Origin of the sequence: Dyella psychrodurans, assembly GCF_003363265.1 — a bacterium.
Taxonomy (GTDB): Bacteria; Pseudomonadota; Gammaproteobacteria; order Xanthomonadales; family Rhodanobacteraceae; genus Dyella_B; species Dyella_B psychrodurans.
Map to the genome: position 1 here is coordinate 102,677 of NZ_QRBF01000009.1, position 16,106 is coordinate 118,782.

Here is a 16,106-nt window from a genome sequence, read left to right on the forward strand (position 1 = left end):
TCCTGCATGGTAGGCAACCGTGTGGTAGTCGGGAGCCCCATGCATACGTATTCATCCGCAGCGCCGGCGTCCTTTCGCTGCGTTCGCTTTCAAGACGGCCGGCGCGCGATACGACTCGCTTCACGCAGGCTGTCGTTGGCTCGGAAGCCGGGCGATATCAGTGCGACGCTTGAGCCGCATGCAGACTCAGCTGTTGTGCCTCGCCCGCTGTCAGTCTGAGGACCGCCACGCTCCCATAGCGATCGTGCGACGTGACCCAGCCTTCGCCACCCGACGCTTCCAGCGCCTGCTCGCTCGCATAGGACTTCAGCGCACTGTTGTCGTGATCGACTGCCGTTGCATTTACGCCATGCACTTTGACCAGGTAGTACTTTAGCGCCGGCTTGAAGCTTCCCTTCGGGGATTCGATGCCGAATACCGCACCGCCATCGACCGACTGCGTGGTCATTCGCTGCGAGAAGTACGCGCCGTGCTCGTAAGCGTAGGTATCGCCGTCATCGTCGTAGTACTCGAAATGCGATGCCTTCGTGGCAGGAAACACGTCGATAGTCAGTTCGGTAACCGGATGTTCACCGACATAATCCATCACCGGCTGCGTGGGAATGATCGCGCCTTCGCGGATAAAGAGCGGGATGTCGGCCCAGGTCTTGCTGTCGACCGCATAGTGAATGGTCTGTCCACCCTGATAGACAGTGCCGTTGAAATAGTCGATCCACTGTCCCGCTGGCAGATAGATGTCTTTCTGCGCCTGTCCTTTGCCCACGACCGGCGAGACCAGCAGGCTGTCGCCGAACATCCATGCATCGACGTCGTCGCGCACGTTCGGATCCTCGGGATAATCGAAGAACAGCGGGCGTACCAGGCCAACGCCTTGCGTCGTCGCTTCGCGCTCGTAGCTGTAGATGTAGGGAATGAGTGCATAGCGCAGACGAATCGCCCTGCTTGCAGCTTCCTCCGCCACCGGCCCGTAGACCCACGGCTGACGTTTTTCGCCCAAGGTGCCATGCACGCGGAAGATCGGCACGAACGCGCCGAACTCGATCCAGCGCGCGTAGTTTTCGTCATCGGGGTGGCCTTTGAAGCCACCGCCATCCATGCCCCATTTCATCTCGCCCACGTCGATGGCGCTCAACATGCGCTGACGCTGCGCCGCCATGCTCTCGAAACCGGTGTCGATATCTCCGGACCACAAGCCATAGGCATAGCGCTGCGCGCCGAGATAGAAATCGCGATTGATCGACCACACGCGAGTCGGCGTGAAAGCCCGCTGGCCTTCATAAAGCGCGCGCTGCATGTTGAGGAATTGGGTATTGCTGTTGGTGTCGTCGGCTTCATCGTTCCACCAGCCGACGATACCGGTCTGGAAGGAATGCTTGAGCGTGTCGTTGAAGAACCATCGACGCACGGCAGGTTGATCGAAATCCACCTCGCGCACCGGTTTCAATGAAAAGTAGTCGGTCGTCTGCGGCCGGCTTTCCGCCCAGAAGCCATGCTCCTGCGCATAACGGCCTTCGACAGTGTCGACATGGATGCGCGGCTTCATGATGCCGGTCATATGCATGCCGAGCTGATCCATCCGGGTTTTCAGCACACCGGTGGGACCATCCGGAAATTTCTTCGTATTCCAGCGGAACTCGCCGTTGTCGTCGTCACCCCAGGCTTTCCAGTCGAAATCGAAAGTGAAGTTGTCGATCGGGATATGGCGACTGCGGTAACCGTGCACGATGGTTTCGAGCTCCGGCTCATCGATGCCCCACTGGCTATTGGTGAAACCCATCGCCCACTTCGGAAACATCGGCGGTGCACCGCTGAGATCGGCCAGTGCGGCAAAGATGCGCGGCGGGGCGCCTGCAATCACGTCGTAGCTGACATCCGTGCGACTGGTTCCGCTGACTTGGATGCTGCCGGGTTCAAGATCGAATTTGGCGCCGACCGTATCCACCAGTACGCCGTAGCCTCCAGTACTCCAGACAAAAGGAGCGCCGGGATAACCCTGTTCGCCCGCTTTGGCGATCTGCACGCCGCCACGCATCAATCCGCGCCTGGCCGGCTCGAACGCGTCGTAGCCGCCGATGCCATACAGAAGATCGTCCTTGTCGTGTTGCAGATCGATTTGGCCGTCCATCAGTACCGAAGGATCGGTCTGCAGCAGGGTACGTCCCTGGGCATCGGCGATGGTCAGATGCGCGGCGTGCTTGTCCCAGGTCACCTTCAGCTCGTTCGTCCCCACCGTCACGCTATCCGCGGAGGATTTGACGTGAAGGTTCGACAGCGTTTCATGGGCCGCAGACGGATTCATCACGATGCCCGGCGGTGCATTCAGACCATCGGGCATGCCGTGGATCTGCACGACGTTCGGCGCGACAAAGCGAAGCGTGACGCGGTCTTTCCCATGCACGAGCACCATGCCGCGTGCGTCGGCGCGCTCGACCCGGAAGCCTGCGTCGCCGGATGCGGCAGGCGCGGCGTGGATGGCTAAGGCGACCGTTGAAAGCAGGCCGCACATGGCCAGATAGCGCAGTGTTGTCATCCACCATCCTTTATTCAAAACAGGATTTGTTGCCGGCACGGCACGCCCGTATGAGGCAGGCGAAGCACGATATCGCCCGAATATAACCGCAGGCGTGCGGCGTTGGGGGCAAATAAACGCCATTTCGCATGAAATGGCGTATCGATCCGATGATTCGGCCCGCTCTATTGCAGTATGGCCGTCGCATACGGCGGCAGGGTCACTTGCCCCTGCGCCAGCGTGACGCCCGACCTGGTTTGCCGGGCCACGGAAGTAACGTGCGCATCGTTGCCCAGCGTCACCGTGCGCGCATCGCGAGACAGGTTGTGCACTACCAGCACACGGGACTGCGCATCCTGCAGCGTGTAAGCGAGCACATGCGAATCAGCGATAGGCACGTCGATCAGCACGCCGTCGCGCAATGCAGCGATCTGTTCGCGCCAGCCGATCAGCTTGCGATATGCGTTGAGCAACGAATCGGGGTCGTTCTGTTCGGCCTCGACAGAAATATTCGGGCCATCCTGCGTGCTCCAGTTTTTCCAACTCGCTACGCCAGGACCCTTGCCGTTGCGATACCAGCGCATCGGTTCGCGAATATCCTCGTCGGGCTTGGTGCCCTGCATGCCAAGCTCTTCACCGTAGTAGATGAACGGATGTCCGGGCAGTGTGAGCAACAACGCGGCCGCCATGCGCATATGCGCATCGCGGCCTTCGAGCTGACTCATCACGCGATCCTGATCGTGATTGGACAAGAACGGCGCGTCGTCGAAGTGACCGTCGGCGTGCTTGCGATAGGCAGCGTAGGTATCTTCGAGTCCGCGACCGATCCCCAGGTTGCGCTCCTCCCTGACGCTGGCAATCAACTGCGTAGCCACGGGGAAATTGAACACCGTGTTCAAGGGTCCCATGTACGGCGTGAGGTCGTCCGGATTCTGGCGCGCCACTTCGCCCACCAGCCACACGTTTTTATTCACCGCTTCCAGCGCATGGCGGTATTCGCTCCACCACTGCAGGTTCTTCTTGAGCGCCACGGGGCTATCCGTGTCCGATCGCAGATCGTCGTAGATGTGCTGCGCGGCATCGAGCCGGAAACCATCCACGCCCTGGTGGAGCCAGAACGCACCGACGTCGATCATTTCTTTTCGCACGGCCGGATTGTCGTAGTTGAGATCCGGCATCGCACTCGTGAACACGCCCACGTAGTACTGGCCATTCGGCGCGCGATGCCATGCCGGCCCGCCCGTGGCGCTGATGGCCTTCAGATCGCTGCCCGGCTTGGCCCAGACGTACCAGTCGTGATGCGGGTCCTTGGGATCCTGCGCGGCCTTGAACCACGGATGCTGATTGCTGGAGTGGTTGATCACCATGTCGATCACCACCTTGATGCCGCGCTTGTGCGCTTCATCCACCAGCTTCTTGAAATCCTGCATCGTGCCGTATTGCGGATTGATGCCTTCGTAGTCGGTGATGTCGTAGCCGTGATAGGTCGGCGACGGATTGATCGGCATCAACCAGATACCGCTCACGCCCAGCGACTTGATGTAGTCGAGCTTTTGCGTGATGCCGTTGAGATCGCCGATGCCGTCGCCGTTGCTGTCGGAAAACGCGCGCACGAAAATTTCGTAGTAGACGCCGGAAGGTTGCGCTGACGCCGGCGTCGTGGAGGCGCCTTGCTGTGCGAACGAGGGAGCAGACAATGACAGCGCCACTGCAGCAGTCGCTGCGATGCGGGCTAGAGCATGAAACCGCGGCATGGAAGATCTCCCGGGAATGGAAGCGGCCGATATGGCCTGTATATCCCTCTCCCCTCGGGGGAGAGGGCTGGGGTGAGGGATCACTCTCGCAAGAGTGACAGTTCGGAACTCAGGCTGGTATCACCCAATCGCGACTCGGCTCCACTTCGTCATCCTCTTTACAAATACGGATGACGCCAGAGAAAAGAACCCGGCCCCACAATCGTGAAACAGAACCGGGCTGGGGGAGCCGGCCGGGCGTTGCCGCTACAACGCCCGGCACGGTTGGCTTAGATCTTCAGGTTGAAGCCGCCGTAGAACGTACGACCGAAGTACTGGATCGTGCCGGTCTCCGACTGGTTGCCGAAGTACGTACGCGTCGGCTGGTTGGTGATGTTCAGGATCTGGAACAGAATGCTCACGTTCTTGGTGATGTTGTAAGCCGACTGGAAGTCGTAAACCGTTTCCGGCGCGAAATACACGATCTGGTTGGTCACCGCGATCTGCGAGTCGGACACGAACTTCGAGCGGTAGTTGCCCGTGATGTTGGCCGAGAACGTACCGTTGTCGTAGAAGATCTGCGCACTGGCCACGTTACGCGACAGACCCGGCAGCGACTGCAGCTGCGACGGTCCGCCCAGCGACGACGTTGAACCGAACGGGCTCTGCGTGAGCGAGTAGTTCGCGCCGAAGCCGAGGCCGGACCAGATGCCTGGCAGGAAGTGCGTCTTCTGGAACGACAATTCCAGACCACGAATCATGCTGCCCGGACCGTTGTACGCCGTCGTGTACGAGCCATTGAGATAGGGTTGGCCCGTCGCCGGATTGGTCGGCACCTGGATGCCCACCGAAGCGAAGTTGAAGTTGTTGTACGTGACGTTGGTCTGGATGAACGTATCAATATGCTTGACGAACACGCCTGCGGTGAACAGGCCCGTCGAATCGTCGAAGTAGTGTTCGTAGTCCAGGTCGTACTGCATGGCAGTCAGCGGACGCAGCAGCGGGCTGGTGCCACCCCACACGTTGTACTGGCCGTTCGTGATGTAGGAACCCGCACCGGCGAGCATCGAATCGATCGGCGGGCGCGACAGTACCTTGGCCACCGAGAAGCGAGTCTGGTCGCTATCCGTCCAGTGATAGATCAGGTTCATCGACGGCAGCCACTTGGTGTACGACTGGCCCACGTTGATCGGGATGAAGTCGTTGGCGACGTAGCCGAAGCCGTCCGTCATCGGCACGCCCTGGCCCGGTTCGACCTGCTGAATGCCCGAACTGCTTTGCGCCGTGTGCGAGACGCGAAGACCGATGTTGCCGGTCAGCTCGTGACCCCACAGCGTGGTGTCGATATCGCCCATGAAGAACAGGTCGCGCACGTTCTCGTGCACGGTACCGCTCTGGATACCGGACCAGCTGTTGTTGTCCAGGTCCAGCTGCGGGTTCGGATGAATGCCGTACTGCGCCAGGATGAGCGGTGCATTGAGCTTGAGGAAGCAGGGGAGCCCGCTGAAGTTACCCTTCCAGCACACCACCGAGGTATCGCCGCTGCTCAACGGAAGCGGCGGCTCACCAGCGACCGGATAGGAACCCCACTCGGAACCGTACACCCACACCGTGCGGTTTGCTTCATAGGCGTGGTTGTTGATGTAGATGCCGGCCTGCACGTCGGAGAAGATCGGATTGTTTTCCAGGTCGTACTGCACGCTGGTGCGGAGCGCCTTGTAACGATCGTGGTAAATGTACGGATACACACCATAGCGCGACAGCGCCATGTCGTTCGGATTGGTATAGATGCCCGGATTGGCGAACTGTGCCGTACCGACGTTGGTGCCGTTCAGCGCGTAGTTCATCGACTGGTTCATCAGCGTCGGATTCGACGTGCCCAGGCCATTGTACGGATCGGCCGTGGTATCGACGTTGACCTCGTTGCTTTCCGAATGCGACAGCGAGAGATCCGACTCTACGTGCCACGGACCGCTGTTCCACTTCAGGTTCAAGCCGCCCGAGAACACGCCGGTGTTGGTGCTGTAGTTGTCGGCCGTGGTCTCGTTGGAGAACTGCACGTTGCTCTGGTTCGGATTGGTGCTGACCGTACCGCCCAGCAGCGTGTTGCCCGCACCGAGGATCGGGTTGGTGATGATCGCGTTGTTGCCGTAGAAGTTCTGCGAGCGGAATCCGTAGCCGTAGTAGTCGTTGTCGAACTTCGAGTAATACATGTCGCCGGTGATCTGCAGATGATCGGTCGGCTTCCACACGACCGTGGTCAGGTAACCGGTACGACGCTCCGTACCGCCGTCCTGCTGCAGCTGAATGCCTTCCGGCACATAAGCCTGCTGGCTGTTCGGAACGTTGGGATTGAGCGACTGCAGGCCGCCGAACGCTTCGCCAACGAACTGCTCGGCGACGTGCGGCTGATAGAGCTGCGCGAAGCCCACGCCAACACCCAGCGTGTTATCGAGGAACTTGCCTTGATAGGCGACGCTCAGGCGATAGCCGACCGGGTTGTCGCCCACGATGTCGTGTGCCTGGCCGTCATAGCTTCCGCGCGCGTCGACGTTGAGCGATTGGTCCTTCGCGTTTTCCAGCGGATTGGCCGTCTGCAGGCCGATCGTGCAACCCACGCCGCCTTCGATCAGCGACGCCTGCGAGGACTTGTACACCGTCGCCATGTTGATCAGCTCGGACGGATACTGGTCGAACTGAATGTAGTTGGTGCCGCTGGTCGAGGGCTGTTCGCGACCATCCAGCGTGGTCTCGATGAAGTTGCCGGAGAGACCGCGGCAGTTGATCTGCGAGGCCTGGCCCGCAATGCGCTCGGCCGCAACGCCAGGGAGACGGGTGAGCGCGTCGGCAATCGACTGGTCGGGCAGACCGCCGATGTCGGCTGCGGTCACTACGCTCTGGATCGTATCGGCGTAGCGCTGGTAGTCGATCGACTTCTCGACGCTGCTGCTGAAACCGGTCACGGTAACGGCGGACAAGCTCTTGGCCAGCTGCTGCTGACTCTTCGGATTGCTCGTCGACTGATCCGTGCTGCTGTTGCTCGCCGTACTGGTTTGCGTACTGGTTTGCGTGCTGGTGCTTTGAGTCGTCTGACCGCTATCGCTTGCAGCAGCCTGCGCACCGAATGTCACGCACAGTCCCGAAGCCAACGCCAGAGCCAGCAAATTGCGCTTGAGTATCACGTGTTCCCCTCCCCCAAATAATTTTTGTAGTCGCATTGTTCTTCCCGGTAGCCGTCCCCTCGTCCTTCACGCACGGACCGAGCAGCTAGCACGCACGCGGACGGAGTCGGCGGCGTGAAGCGGATGGTAGGGCGCGACTTTCCCAAGAAGACGAAACTTGCATACGTATTCATAACAACCCCCCAGGCGCATCCATCGCAGTGCAACATGGCGTCCGCGCGACGCCGTCGCGAGCCTTAAAAACAAGGGGGAAAAGGCGGAATTCTCGCATTTCCCGCCGTTCGCTACCTGAATCGGTGGAGCGCCTCGCGATTCGCCGGGAAATGTTTATGCCGCACCCGCAGCACAAATGAATACGTATGCAACCTACTGCGAGGGGGCAAGGCCCTACGGCTAAGCTGCACACCGCTCGTCGCTTCGGCTATGGAAGCCGTGCGCCTACAGTGGGGTTTTCTAATGAGTGATGCGTTTTGGTGGCGGGGCGCCGTCATCTACCAGATCTACCCTCGCAGTTTCCTCGACACCAACGGTGACGGGGTAGGCGACCTGCCGGGCATCATCCAGCGACTGGATTACGTAGCAAGCCTGGGCGTGGACGCGATCTGGGTTGCACCGTTCTTCCGCTCGCCGATGGCCGATTTCGGCTACGACATCGCCGACTACCGCGACGTGGATCCGCTGTTCGGCACGCTCGACGATTTCGATCGCCTGCTGGCCAAGGCGCACAGCCTCGGCCTGAAAGTGATGATCGACCAGGTGTTGAGTCACACCTCCGACCAGCATGCGTGGTTCAAGGAAAGCCGCGAAAGCCGCGACAACCCCAAGGCCGACTGGTACGTGTGGGCCGATGCGAAACCTGACGGCAGCGCGCCGAACAACTGGCTGTCGCTGTTCGGCGGTTCGGCCTGGCAATGGGATCCGCGCCGCGGCCAGTACTACCTGCACAACTTCCTTGCATCGCAACCCGATCTCAATTTCCATCATCCGGACGTGCGCGCGGCCGTGCTCGACAACGTGCGTTTCTGGCTGGAGAAAGGCGTGGATGGCTTGCGCCTGGACGCGATCAACTTCTGCTTCCACGATCGCCAGTTGCGCGACAACCCGCCCAAGCCGAAGGAAAAGCGCGTCGGCCGCGGTTTCAGTCCCGACAATCCGTACGCGTTCCAGTATCACTGGTACAACAACACGCAACCGGAAAACCTCGATTTTCTGGGTGAATTGCGCAATCTTCTCGACCGCTATCCCACTGCCGTGACGCTCGGCGAAATCTCTTCGGAGGATTCGCTCGCCACGATGGCCGAGTACACCACCGGCCACCGTCTGCACATGGGCTACAGCTTCGAATTGCTCAGCAGCGATTTCAGCGCCGCGTACATTCGCAACACCGTGATGCAGCTCGAAGCGCAAATGCACGACGGCTGGCCTTGTTGGGCGATTTCCAATCACGACGTTGAACGCGTGCTCACTCGCTGGGGCAACGGCAATGCCTCGCCGCGCCTGGCGAATCTGTTGACCGCGATGGTGTGTTCGCTGCGCGGCTCGGTGTGCGTGTACCAGGGCGAAGAGTTGGGATTGACGGAAGCGAACGTGCCGTTCGAGTCCTTGCGCGATCCGTACGGGATCGCGTTCTGGCCGAATTTCAAAGGTCGCGACGGGTGCCGCACGCCGATGCCCTGGGACGACAGCGCTTTCGCGGGCTTCAGCCAGAACACGCCGTGGCTGCCGATCGACGAAGCACACAAGACACGAGCGGTGTCCCGACAGGAAACGGATCCCGATTCGGTGCTGCACGGCTTCCGCCGATTCATGCAATGGCGGGCCAGGCAACCCGCGCTGCGCTGGGGCGACATCCGCTTCCTCGACACGCCCGAGCCCGTGCTCGCCTTCGTGCGTACACACGGCAACGAACAGGTTCTGGCCGTATTCAACCTTGGCAAACACGCCACGGAGATCGAGCTGGCCCTGCCCGGGCTCGATGCCGCGCGCCTGCTCGAGAGCCACGGCCTGCTGCAGGGCTCGCTGACCGGCCACCGCCTGCAGCTGCCCGGCCACAGCGTACTTTTCGCCCAGCTTTCAAGCTGATTCGAACATGCCGCGACCGCGCCGAAACGGCGCGGCGCCGTGCCGTGACGCAAGTCATGCGCCTCAAACGGGACCGCCGGCGCGATCTGCGCGATAATGGCGAGTCCGCCCTGTGTTATGTACTGTGCACCCCCACCGTACGTGCCACGCGCCATTGCGACGCAGGCGGCAGTCCCGCGCTTAGGAGTGAATCGAATAAAGCGCCGGCATGACCCGAATTGATCGAGGAACACTGGTTTTGAATACAGCGAACGATACGGCAGCACAGCAGCGTAACCCTGGCGTGAGCGGCATGAGCCTGTATGTCCCCCAGCCCCGCGTCCCCCTCAAGGATTGGTGCGAATGGACCGGCAACTCCTGGGACAAGGTGCAGGCCGTGGTAGGTCGCAGCTTCCGCCGACCGGCTCCCTATGAAGACGCTTACACCATGGCGGCCACCGCCGTGCTGCGCCTGATTCGCCACTACAACATCGACCCGCGCAACATCGGCCAGCTTGCGCTCGGCACCGAGAGCAGCAAGGACAATTCCGCCGGCGCGGTGATCGTGCGCGGCATGGTCGACCGCGAACTGGAGCGCATGGGCCTGCCGCGTCTTTCCCGCCAGATGGAAGTGCCCGAATTCAAGCACGCCTGCCTCGGCGGCGTGTACGCACTGAAGAGCGCGCTGCGCTATGTGGCCTTCGACGCGCACGGCAAGCAGGCCATCGTGGTGTGCAGCGACATCGCCGAATACGAGCGCGGCTCCAGTGGCGAGCAGACCCAGGGCGCCGGCGCGGTCGCGATGCTGGTCGAAGCCAATCCGAAGCTGTTCGAAGTGGATCTGGCCCACTCGGGCAGCGCCTCGGACTACCGCGGCCCCGATTTCCGCAAACCGTTCGCCCGCCATTTCGATCAGGAATACGGCCAGCGCAGCAAGCGCGCGCACGATTTCCCGGTGTTCAGCGGCAAGTACTCCACCTTCGCCTATCTGGATGAAACGGGTCAGGCGGTGGACGCGATGCTGGAGCGACTGGGCGTTTCCGATCTCGACTTCATCAACGGCGCGGACGGCCTGTTCTTTCATCGCCCGTATCACATGATGCCGCTGCAGGCGCTGGCCTTTATCTACGCGCGCGCACTGGCGCGTGCGCCGCAACCCAACGAAGAGTTCCAGGCGCTGTGCGCGCAAGCCGGCGTGTCGCCGGAAGCGGTCGTCGAGGAGTGCCGCAACAAGCCGGACCTGTATGGCGAATTCGTGCGCCTCGGCGGCCATGCCGACGCCGCGCAGGATGCCCATCCACTCACCACCAAGCTGTCCGGCGTGGCGCGCAAGAGTCCCGCGTTCCAGGAGCTGCTCGCCACGCGCGTGAAGTTCGGCACCGACTGGGCGATGGAACTTGGCAATCTCTACACGGCCGCGCTGCCGGCGTGGATCGCCGCTGGTTTCGAGCAAGCGCTGGAGCAAGGCGCTGAGTTGTCGAATGCCAAGTTCTACGCCATCGGCTACGGCAGCGGCGATGCATCCGAAGCGATTCCGCTGAAAGTCGTGCCGCAGTGGCGCGAGGCCGCCGGCAAGATCGGCTTCCGCAAGGCGTTGGCCGCTGCCACCGATCTGGCGCAGCACGAATACGAAGCGCTGCACGACGGCAAGCATCCCGATCTGGACTGCCCGCCGCGCGATCAGTTCATCATCGCCCGCACCGGCACCACGTACGAAGCGGCCTTCCAGGATCTGGGCGTCGACTACTACGACTTCGTGATCTGATGCACCTGCTGGAGGCAGCGCCATGCTGCCTCCAGCGCCATGCTTGCGCCTTCGGCATTTTTAGATGTCTCCCCGGCGAGTACACTCGCCCTGCGTGGACAGCAAATCAGGGGGCTGGCACGACCATGTTCAAGCTGAAAGGCGTACTTTCCCTTCACTCCGGCAATCGCCTGCTGGGCGGCAGCGACCGCATTGCGCTGCTCGCCAAGATCGCCGAAACCGGCTCGATCACCGCCGCCGCCAAGGCGGTAGGCATGAGCTACAAGGGCGCGTGGGATGCCATCGACGCCATGAACAATCTGGCGGACGAACCCCTGGTCATGCGTGTCACCGGCGGCAAAGGTGGCGGCGGTACTCATCTGACTCCGCGAGGGCAACGGCTGGTTGAAGCCTTTGCTGCCCTGGAAGACATCCAACAGCGCTTCCTCAAGCAATTCGAAACGCTGCCCGAGGCGTCGGTCGACGACATCAAACTGATAAGGAGCCTCATGTTCCGAACCAGCGCGCGCAATCAATTCTCCGGCCGCGTGGTGGCCATTCACAAGGGCGCCGTCAACGATACGGTGGAACTCGAACTGCCTGGCGGCGAACGCGTGGTCGCCACCCTTACCAGCGAGAGCACGCAGGACCTGGGGCTTGAAGTCGGCACCGAGGCGATTGCGCTGATCAAGGCTTCGTCAGTGCTCGTGGGCCTGACCGACGAAAACATGCGGCTATCCGCACGCAATCAGTTCGCCGGCATCGTCACCCAGGTGGTCCACGGTGCAGTGAACACGGAAGTGCGCATCCGGCTGGCCGGAGGCAGTGTGATGACGGCCATCGTTACGGCGGAAAGCGCTTCCTCGCTGGGCCTTGAGGAAGGTGTGGCCGTGGTGGCGATCGTCAAGGCGTCGAGTGTCATCCTAGGGACGACCCACTAACCCCCCATCCGAGTGGCTATTTTTCGCGCCAAGTCGTCATATACTTGAAGTTATAACGCCTCGACATGGCGCGAAAAGGTGACGTGATGGCTTGGGGAAGCAGGCGTCGCACGGGGAAGAGTGTCTATGCGCGACGTTGCGCATTCGCAAGGCGGCTGACCGTGGCCATGGTCGGCTGCATCGCCCTGCCCGCCATCGCCGCTCCCTCTTCGGATTCAACCACATCGCAGAGCATTCGCCTGCTCGTCGATGGCAAAGCTCCCGTCGTTCTCGATCGTGCATCGCTATCGGCGTTGCCTCGCGCAAGCGTGACAGCCTCGGCGCATCACGAACCGCCCAGCCAATGGCAAGGCGTGGCACTGGAAGACATCTTGCGCAAGGCGAACGTCCCCAGCGGCGAACAACTGCGCGGCAAGGCGATGACGACGCTAGTGCGCATCACCGCATCCGATCACTACCAGGTTGTTTTCACGCTGGCGGAACTGGACCCGATGCTCGGCAACACACAGGTCATCCTCGCCGATACGCAGGATGGCCATCCGTTGAACAAGGGCGGTCCATTTCGCCTCATCGTGCCGGGCGACAAGCGACCGGCGCGATGGATACGCAGTGTTGCCACCATCGAAGTCGCCCAAAGCGCCGCACCGACGCCTTGAGTGATCGTTTTCCTTACAAGCAAGTAAATGAGCCGCATTCGACTATTTACCGGGGAGAGAACCGCATGCTGAAAAAATGGATGATCGCCGCCGCAACGATGGGCTTGATGATGAGCAGCGTCGTCGCGCATGCCGACGACGATAGCTACGGTCTCAACGACATCTTCACCAATGGTCACGTGGACGGCGACCTGCGCCTTTACAACTTCAACCGCCTCTATGAAAGCAAGACCACGCCGAACGCCAGCGCATTTTCGACGGCTGCATTGATCAACGCGCAAACGGGCACGTTTTTCGGCGGCTTCAGCATCGGCGGATCGTTCGTGACGGCCAATTCGTTCAACACGCATTCGAACGAGATCGCCAAGATCGATACGACATTGGCAGGGCCCCAGAATTCGCTCGGCACATTCAGCCAGGCCTATCTGCAATACAAGAACGGCATGTTCCTGTTCCGCGGCGGCTACCAGTATCTTGCCGACGATCCGTGGATGGGCAACAACGACTCGCGCATCATTCCTTCCTCGTACAACGCCCTGCTCGCGCAGGTCACTCCGCTGACGGGGTGGAATCTGTTTGCGATCCGCGAATACAGTTGGAAGAGCCGCACGTCCAACGGCATGTTTCCGGACAATCTGTATTACCCATCGAAATACGATGGCGATTCGATGTACGGCAACAATGGCTCTTTGCCCCTCGATTCGCGCACCGCGCGGGGTACGTGGGAAGGCGGCACCAGCTACGTCCACGGCGGCATCAGTGCGCAATTGCGTTACTACGATTTTCTCAACTTCGCCCGCACGTTCTATGGCGTAGGCAGCTACGTCTTCAACACGGACACCGGCTTCAATCCGGTGGTTGGCGCCCAATACCTGGCGCAGAACTATGGCTCGGATAACCGCTTCACGGAAACGGACACCAAGTTGTTCGGTGTGGCCGGCAACCGCATCGATAGCCGCGTGATCGGAGGCGACCTCGGCGTACTGATCCCCAACGGCCGCTTCGACATTTTCTACAACGACGCGAAACGCGAAGCCGGCGCCGTAGGTGGAGGCGCGATCATCTCGCCATACACCACCAATTACGGCACTGATCCGCTGTTCACGACATCCATGATTCGCGGCCTTGTCGAAGCAGGCCCGGGGCGCGCGTGGAAAGGCAAGTTCACGTATGACCTGTTCGACAAGAAGCTGGAACTCACCACCGCCTACGCCAAATACTTCACCGATTATCGCGGCCGCAGCCACGACCTGTACTTCGACGTGATCTACCACCTCGACGGTTATCTGAAGGGGCTTACCTTGCGCGATCGCTGGGAGCTCTCCAACGGCGGCATCGACAATCTCAACCCGACCAACAAAACGTTCGTCTACAACCGGCTGATGATCGACTACAAGTTCTGAGCGTTCATGAAAGTTTGCTGAGAGCCTGGCGATGCGGAATGGGTGAAGCGCCTTCCTTCAAGCGAAGGCGCCGCCTATGATCGGAACATCATTCTCAAGGAGCGAATCATGCGCGCCATTTTGACCATCGTCGGCATCGTGCTGCTGGTAGGCGGCCTGTGGGTGGTATTCGGTCATGCCAGCTACACGCAGACCGACACCCTGGTCCAGCTGGGTTCGGCCAAACTCACTGCAACGCACGACAAAGCCATCCCGCAGTGGATGGGCATCAGCGGCATCGTGGTCGGTGCGCTGTTGGCGCTGGGCGGATTGATGTCCAAGCGCTGACCCACCCTTTCGCGCTCGTCATTGACCAGCTTCGCTGTTGTAAAGCGCCTCGGCGCAGGCCGGAATGACGAGTCTATAGCGCCTCGACGACACATCCACCCGCTACAATCTTGCAGATGGATGTCTCGCACCTGATCGATTCGCTCAACGACGCGCAACGCGAAGCCGTCTGCGCCCCACCCGGCCACTACCTGGTCCTTGCCGGCGCCGGCTCCGGCAAGACGCGCGTGCTCACGCACCGCATCGGCTGGCTCAATCAAGTGGAACGCGTTCCGCCGTGGGCCATTCTCGCCGTCACGTTCACCAACAAAGCCGCGGGCGAGATGCGCGCGCGCCTGGACAACCTGATTCCCGGCGGCACACAAGGTCTCACCGTAGGAACATTCCACGGCATTGCACACCGCCTGCTGCGCCGGCATTGGCGCGAAGCGGGCTTGCCGGAAAGTTTCCAGATTCTGGATTCCGACGACCAGCAACGACTGGTGAAGCGCGTGGTCGCCGGCCTCGGCCTCGACGAAGCGCGCTTTCCGCCGCGCCAGGCCGCCTGGCAGATCAACAGTTGGAAAGACGAAGGCAAGCGCGCCGAAAACATCGAGCACGGGCAACATCCCGTCACGCGCACGCTGGTGCAGATCTATCAGGCCTACGAAGACGCCTGCCGCCGTGCCGGCCTGGTGGATTTCGCCGAATTGCTGCTGCGCGCGCACGAGCTGTGGCTGAAGCAGCCCGCGATCCTGGAGCATTACCAGCAACGCTGGCGCTACCTGCTGATCGACGAATTCCAGGACACCAACGCGCTGCAATACGCTTGGATCCGTGTGCTCGCCGGTCAAACCGGCCAGGTCTTCGTGGTCGGCGACGACGATCAGGCGATCTACGGCTGGCGCGGCGCCAAGGTCGAGAACGTGCAGCAGTTCCTGCGCGATTTCCCGGGCGCGCGCACGATCAAGCTGGAACAGAACTACCGCTCCACCTCGAACATTCTCAAGGCCGCCAACAGCGTGATCGAACGCAATGGCGGCCGCCTCGGCAAGCAGCTGTGGACCGCCGGCGAAGAAGGCGAGCGCATCGCCGTGTACGCGGCGTACAACGAACAGGACGAAGCGCGCTTCGTCATCGAACGTATCCGCGAATACATCGCCGAGCACGGCGATGCGAAGGATTGCGCGATCCTGTACCGCTCGAACGCCCAGTCGCGCAACTTCGAAGAGCAGCTGATCCAACACGATGTTCCCTATCGCGTCTACGGTGGCCAGCGCTTCTTCGAACGCGCGGAAATCAAGGACGCTCTCTCATATCTGCGACTTACCGCGAATCGTCACGACGACGCTGCATTCGAGCGCGCGGTGAATACACCGCCGCGTGGCATCGGCGATCGTACGCTCGATGCCCTGCGCCGGCGTGCGCGCACCGAAAGTACGTCGATGTGGGAGGCCGCGCTGAATGAATTGAGCGGCAGCAGTGAGCTGGCAGGACGTGCGAAGAATGCGGTGAAAGGCTTCCTCGTCATGATCGATGAGATGGCCCGCGCCTTTGCTCCCTCTCCCCTT

Annotated in this window: 10 protein-coding genes; 7 read left to right on the forward strand and 3 right to left on the reverse strand. The window is 61.1% G+C overall.

Annotation, left to right across the window (positions count from 1 at the left end; genetic code table 11):
- Positions 1-157: 157 nt before the first annotated feature.
- From DWU99_RS19100 to DWU99_RS19110, 3 genes are all read right to left on the reverse strand, one after another.
- Positions 158-2,530 (reverse strand): glycoside hydrolase family 31 protein, encoded by a 2,373-nt coding sequence (locus DWU99_RS19100; RefSeq protein WP_115479685.1) that lies wholly within the window; start codon positions 2,528-2,530, stop codon positions 158-160.
- A 164-nt stretch (positions 2,531-2,694) separates the two neighbouring features.
- On the reverse strand, positions 2,695-4,263 hold the full coding sequence (locus tag DWU99_RS19105; protein WP_115479686.1) for an alpha-amylase family glycosyl hydrolase: 1,569 nt from the start codon (positions 4,261-4,263) through the stop codon (positions 2,695-2,697).
- Positions 4,264-4,532: 269 nt separating this feature from the next.
- Positions 4,533-7,424 carry a TonB-dependent receptor gene (locus DWU99_RS19110; RefSeq protein WP_158543362.1) on the reverse strand — a complete coding sequence of 964 codons (2,892 nt, stop codon included), beginning with the start codon at positions 7,422-7,424 and terminating at the stop codon, positions 4,533-4,535.
- 456 nt (positions 7,425-7,880) lie between these two features.
- Here DWU99_RS19110 and DWU99_RS19115 point away from each other — a divergent pair, with 456 nt between their 5' ends.
- The 7 genes from DWU99_RS19115 to DWU99_RS19145 all read left to right on the forward strand — a co-directional run.
- The gene (locus DWU99_RS19115) at positions 7,881-9,506 is read left to right on the forward strand and encodes an alpha-glucosidase family protein (RefSeq protein WP_115479688.1); all 1,626 of its coding nucleotides are present in this window, start codon (positions 7,881-7,883) and stop codon (positions 9,504-9,506) included.
- Positions 9,507-9,744: 238 nt separating this feature from the next.
- Positions 9,745-11,250: a hydroxymethylglutaryl-CoA synthase family protein gene (locus DWU99_RS19120; protein ID WP_199535866.1), complete on the forward strand. Its 1,506-nt coding sequence runs from the start codon at positions 9,745-9,747 to the stop codon at positions 11,248-11,250.
- A gap of 125 nt (positions 11,251-11,375) precedes the next feature.
- Positions 11,376-12,170 carry a TOBE domain-containing protein gene (locus DWU99_RS19125; RefSeq protein ID WP_115479690.1) on the forward strand — a complete coding sequence of 265 codons (795 nt, stop codon included), beginning with the start codon at positions 11,376-11,378 and terminating at the stop codon, positions 12,168-12,170.
- Positions 12,171-12,337: 167 nt separating this feature from the next.
- Positions 12,338-12,826 carry a molybdopterin-dependent oxidoreductase gene (locus tag DWU99_RS19130; protein ID WP_233511221.1) on the forward strand — a complete coding sequence of 163 codons (489 nt, stop codon included), beginning with the start codon at positions 12,338-12,340 and terminating at the stop codon, positions 12,824-12,826.
- A gap of 65 nt (positions 12,827-12,891) precedes the next feature.
- Entirely contained in the window at positions 12,892-14,229 is a 1,338-nt protein-coding gene (locus DWU99_RS19135) for a hypothetical protein (RefSeq protein WP_115479692.1), read from the forward strand.
- Positions 14,230-14,337: 108 nt separating this feature from the next.
- A complete protein-coding gene (locus DWU99_RS19140; RefSeq protein WP_115479726.1) occupies positions 14,338-14,556 on the forward strand; it encodes a hypothetical protein in 219 nt (72 codons plus the stop codon).
- A gap of 116 nt (positions 14,557-14,672) precedes the next feature.
- Positions 14,673-16,106 (forward strand): UvrD-helicase domain-containing protein (locus DWU99_RS19145; RefSeq protein WP_147292978.1); only part of this gene is annotated, 1,434 nt, incomplete at its 3' end.

Excerpts from the sequence above, each read along its gene's own strand:
- DWU99_RS19100 (WP_115479685.1), bottom strand. The coding sequence starts at position 2,530 with ATGACAACACTGCGCTATCTGGCCATGTGCGGCCTGCTTTCAACGGTC.
- DWU99_RS19105 (WP_115479686.1), bottom strand. The coding sequence starts at position 4,263 with ATGCCGCGGTTTCATGCTCTAGCCCGCATCGCAGCGACTGCTGCAGTG.
- DWU99_RS19115 (WP_115479688.1), top strand. The coding sequence starts at position 7,881 with ATGAGTGATGCGTTTTGGTGGCGGGGCGCCGTCATCTACCAGATCTAC.
- DWU99_RS19125 (WP_115479690.1), top strand. The coding sequence starts at position 11,376 with ATGTTCAAGCTGAAAGGCGTACTTTCCCTTCACTCCGGCAATCGCCTG.
- DWU99_RS19130 (WP_233511221.1), top strand. The coding sequence starts at position 12,338 with ATGGTCGGCTGCATCGCCCTGCCCGCCATCGCCGCTCCCTCTTCGGAT.
- DWU99_RS19135 (WP_115479692.1), top strand. The coding sequence starts at position 12,892 with ATGCTGAAAAAATGGATGATCGCCGCCGCAACGATGGGCTTGATGATG.
- DWU99_RS19140 (WP_115479726.1), top strand. The coding sequence starts at position 14,338 with ATGCGCGCCATTTTGACCATCGTCGGCATCGTGCTGCTGGTAGGCGGC.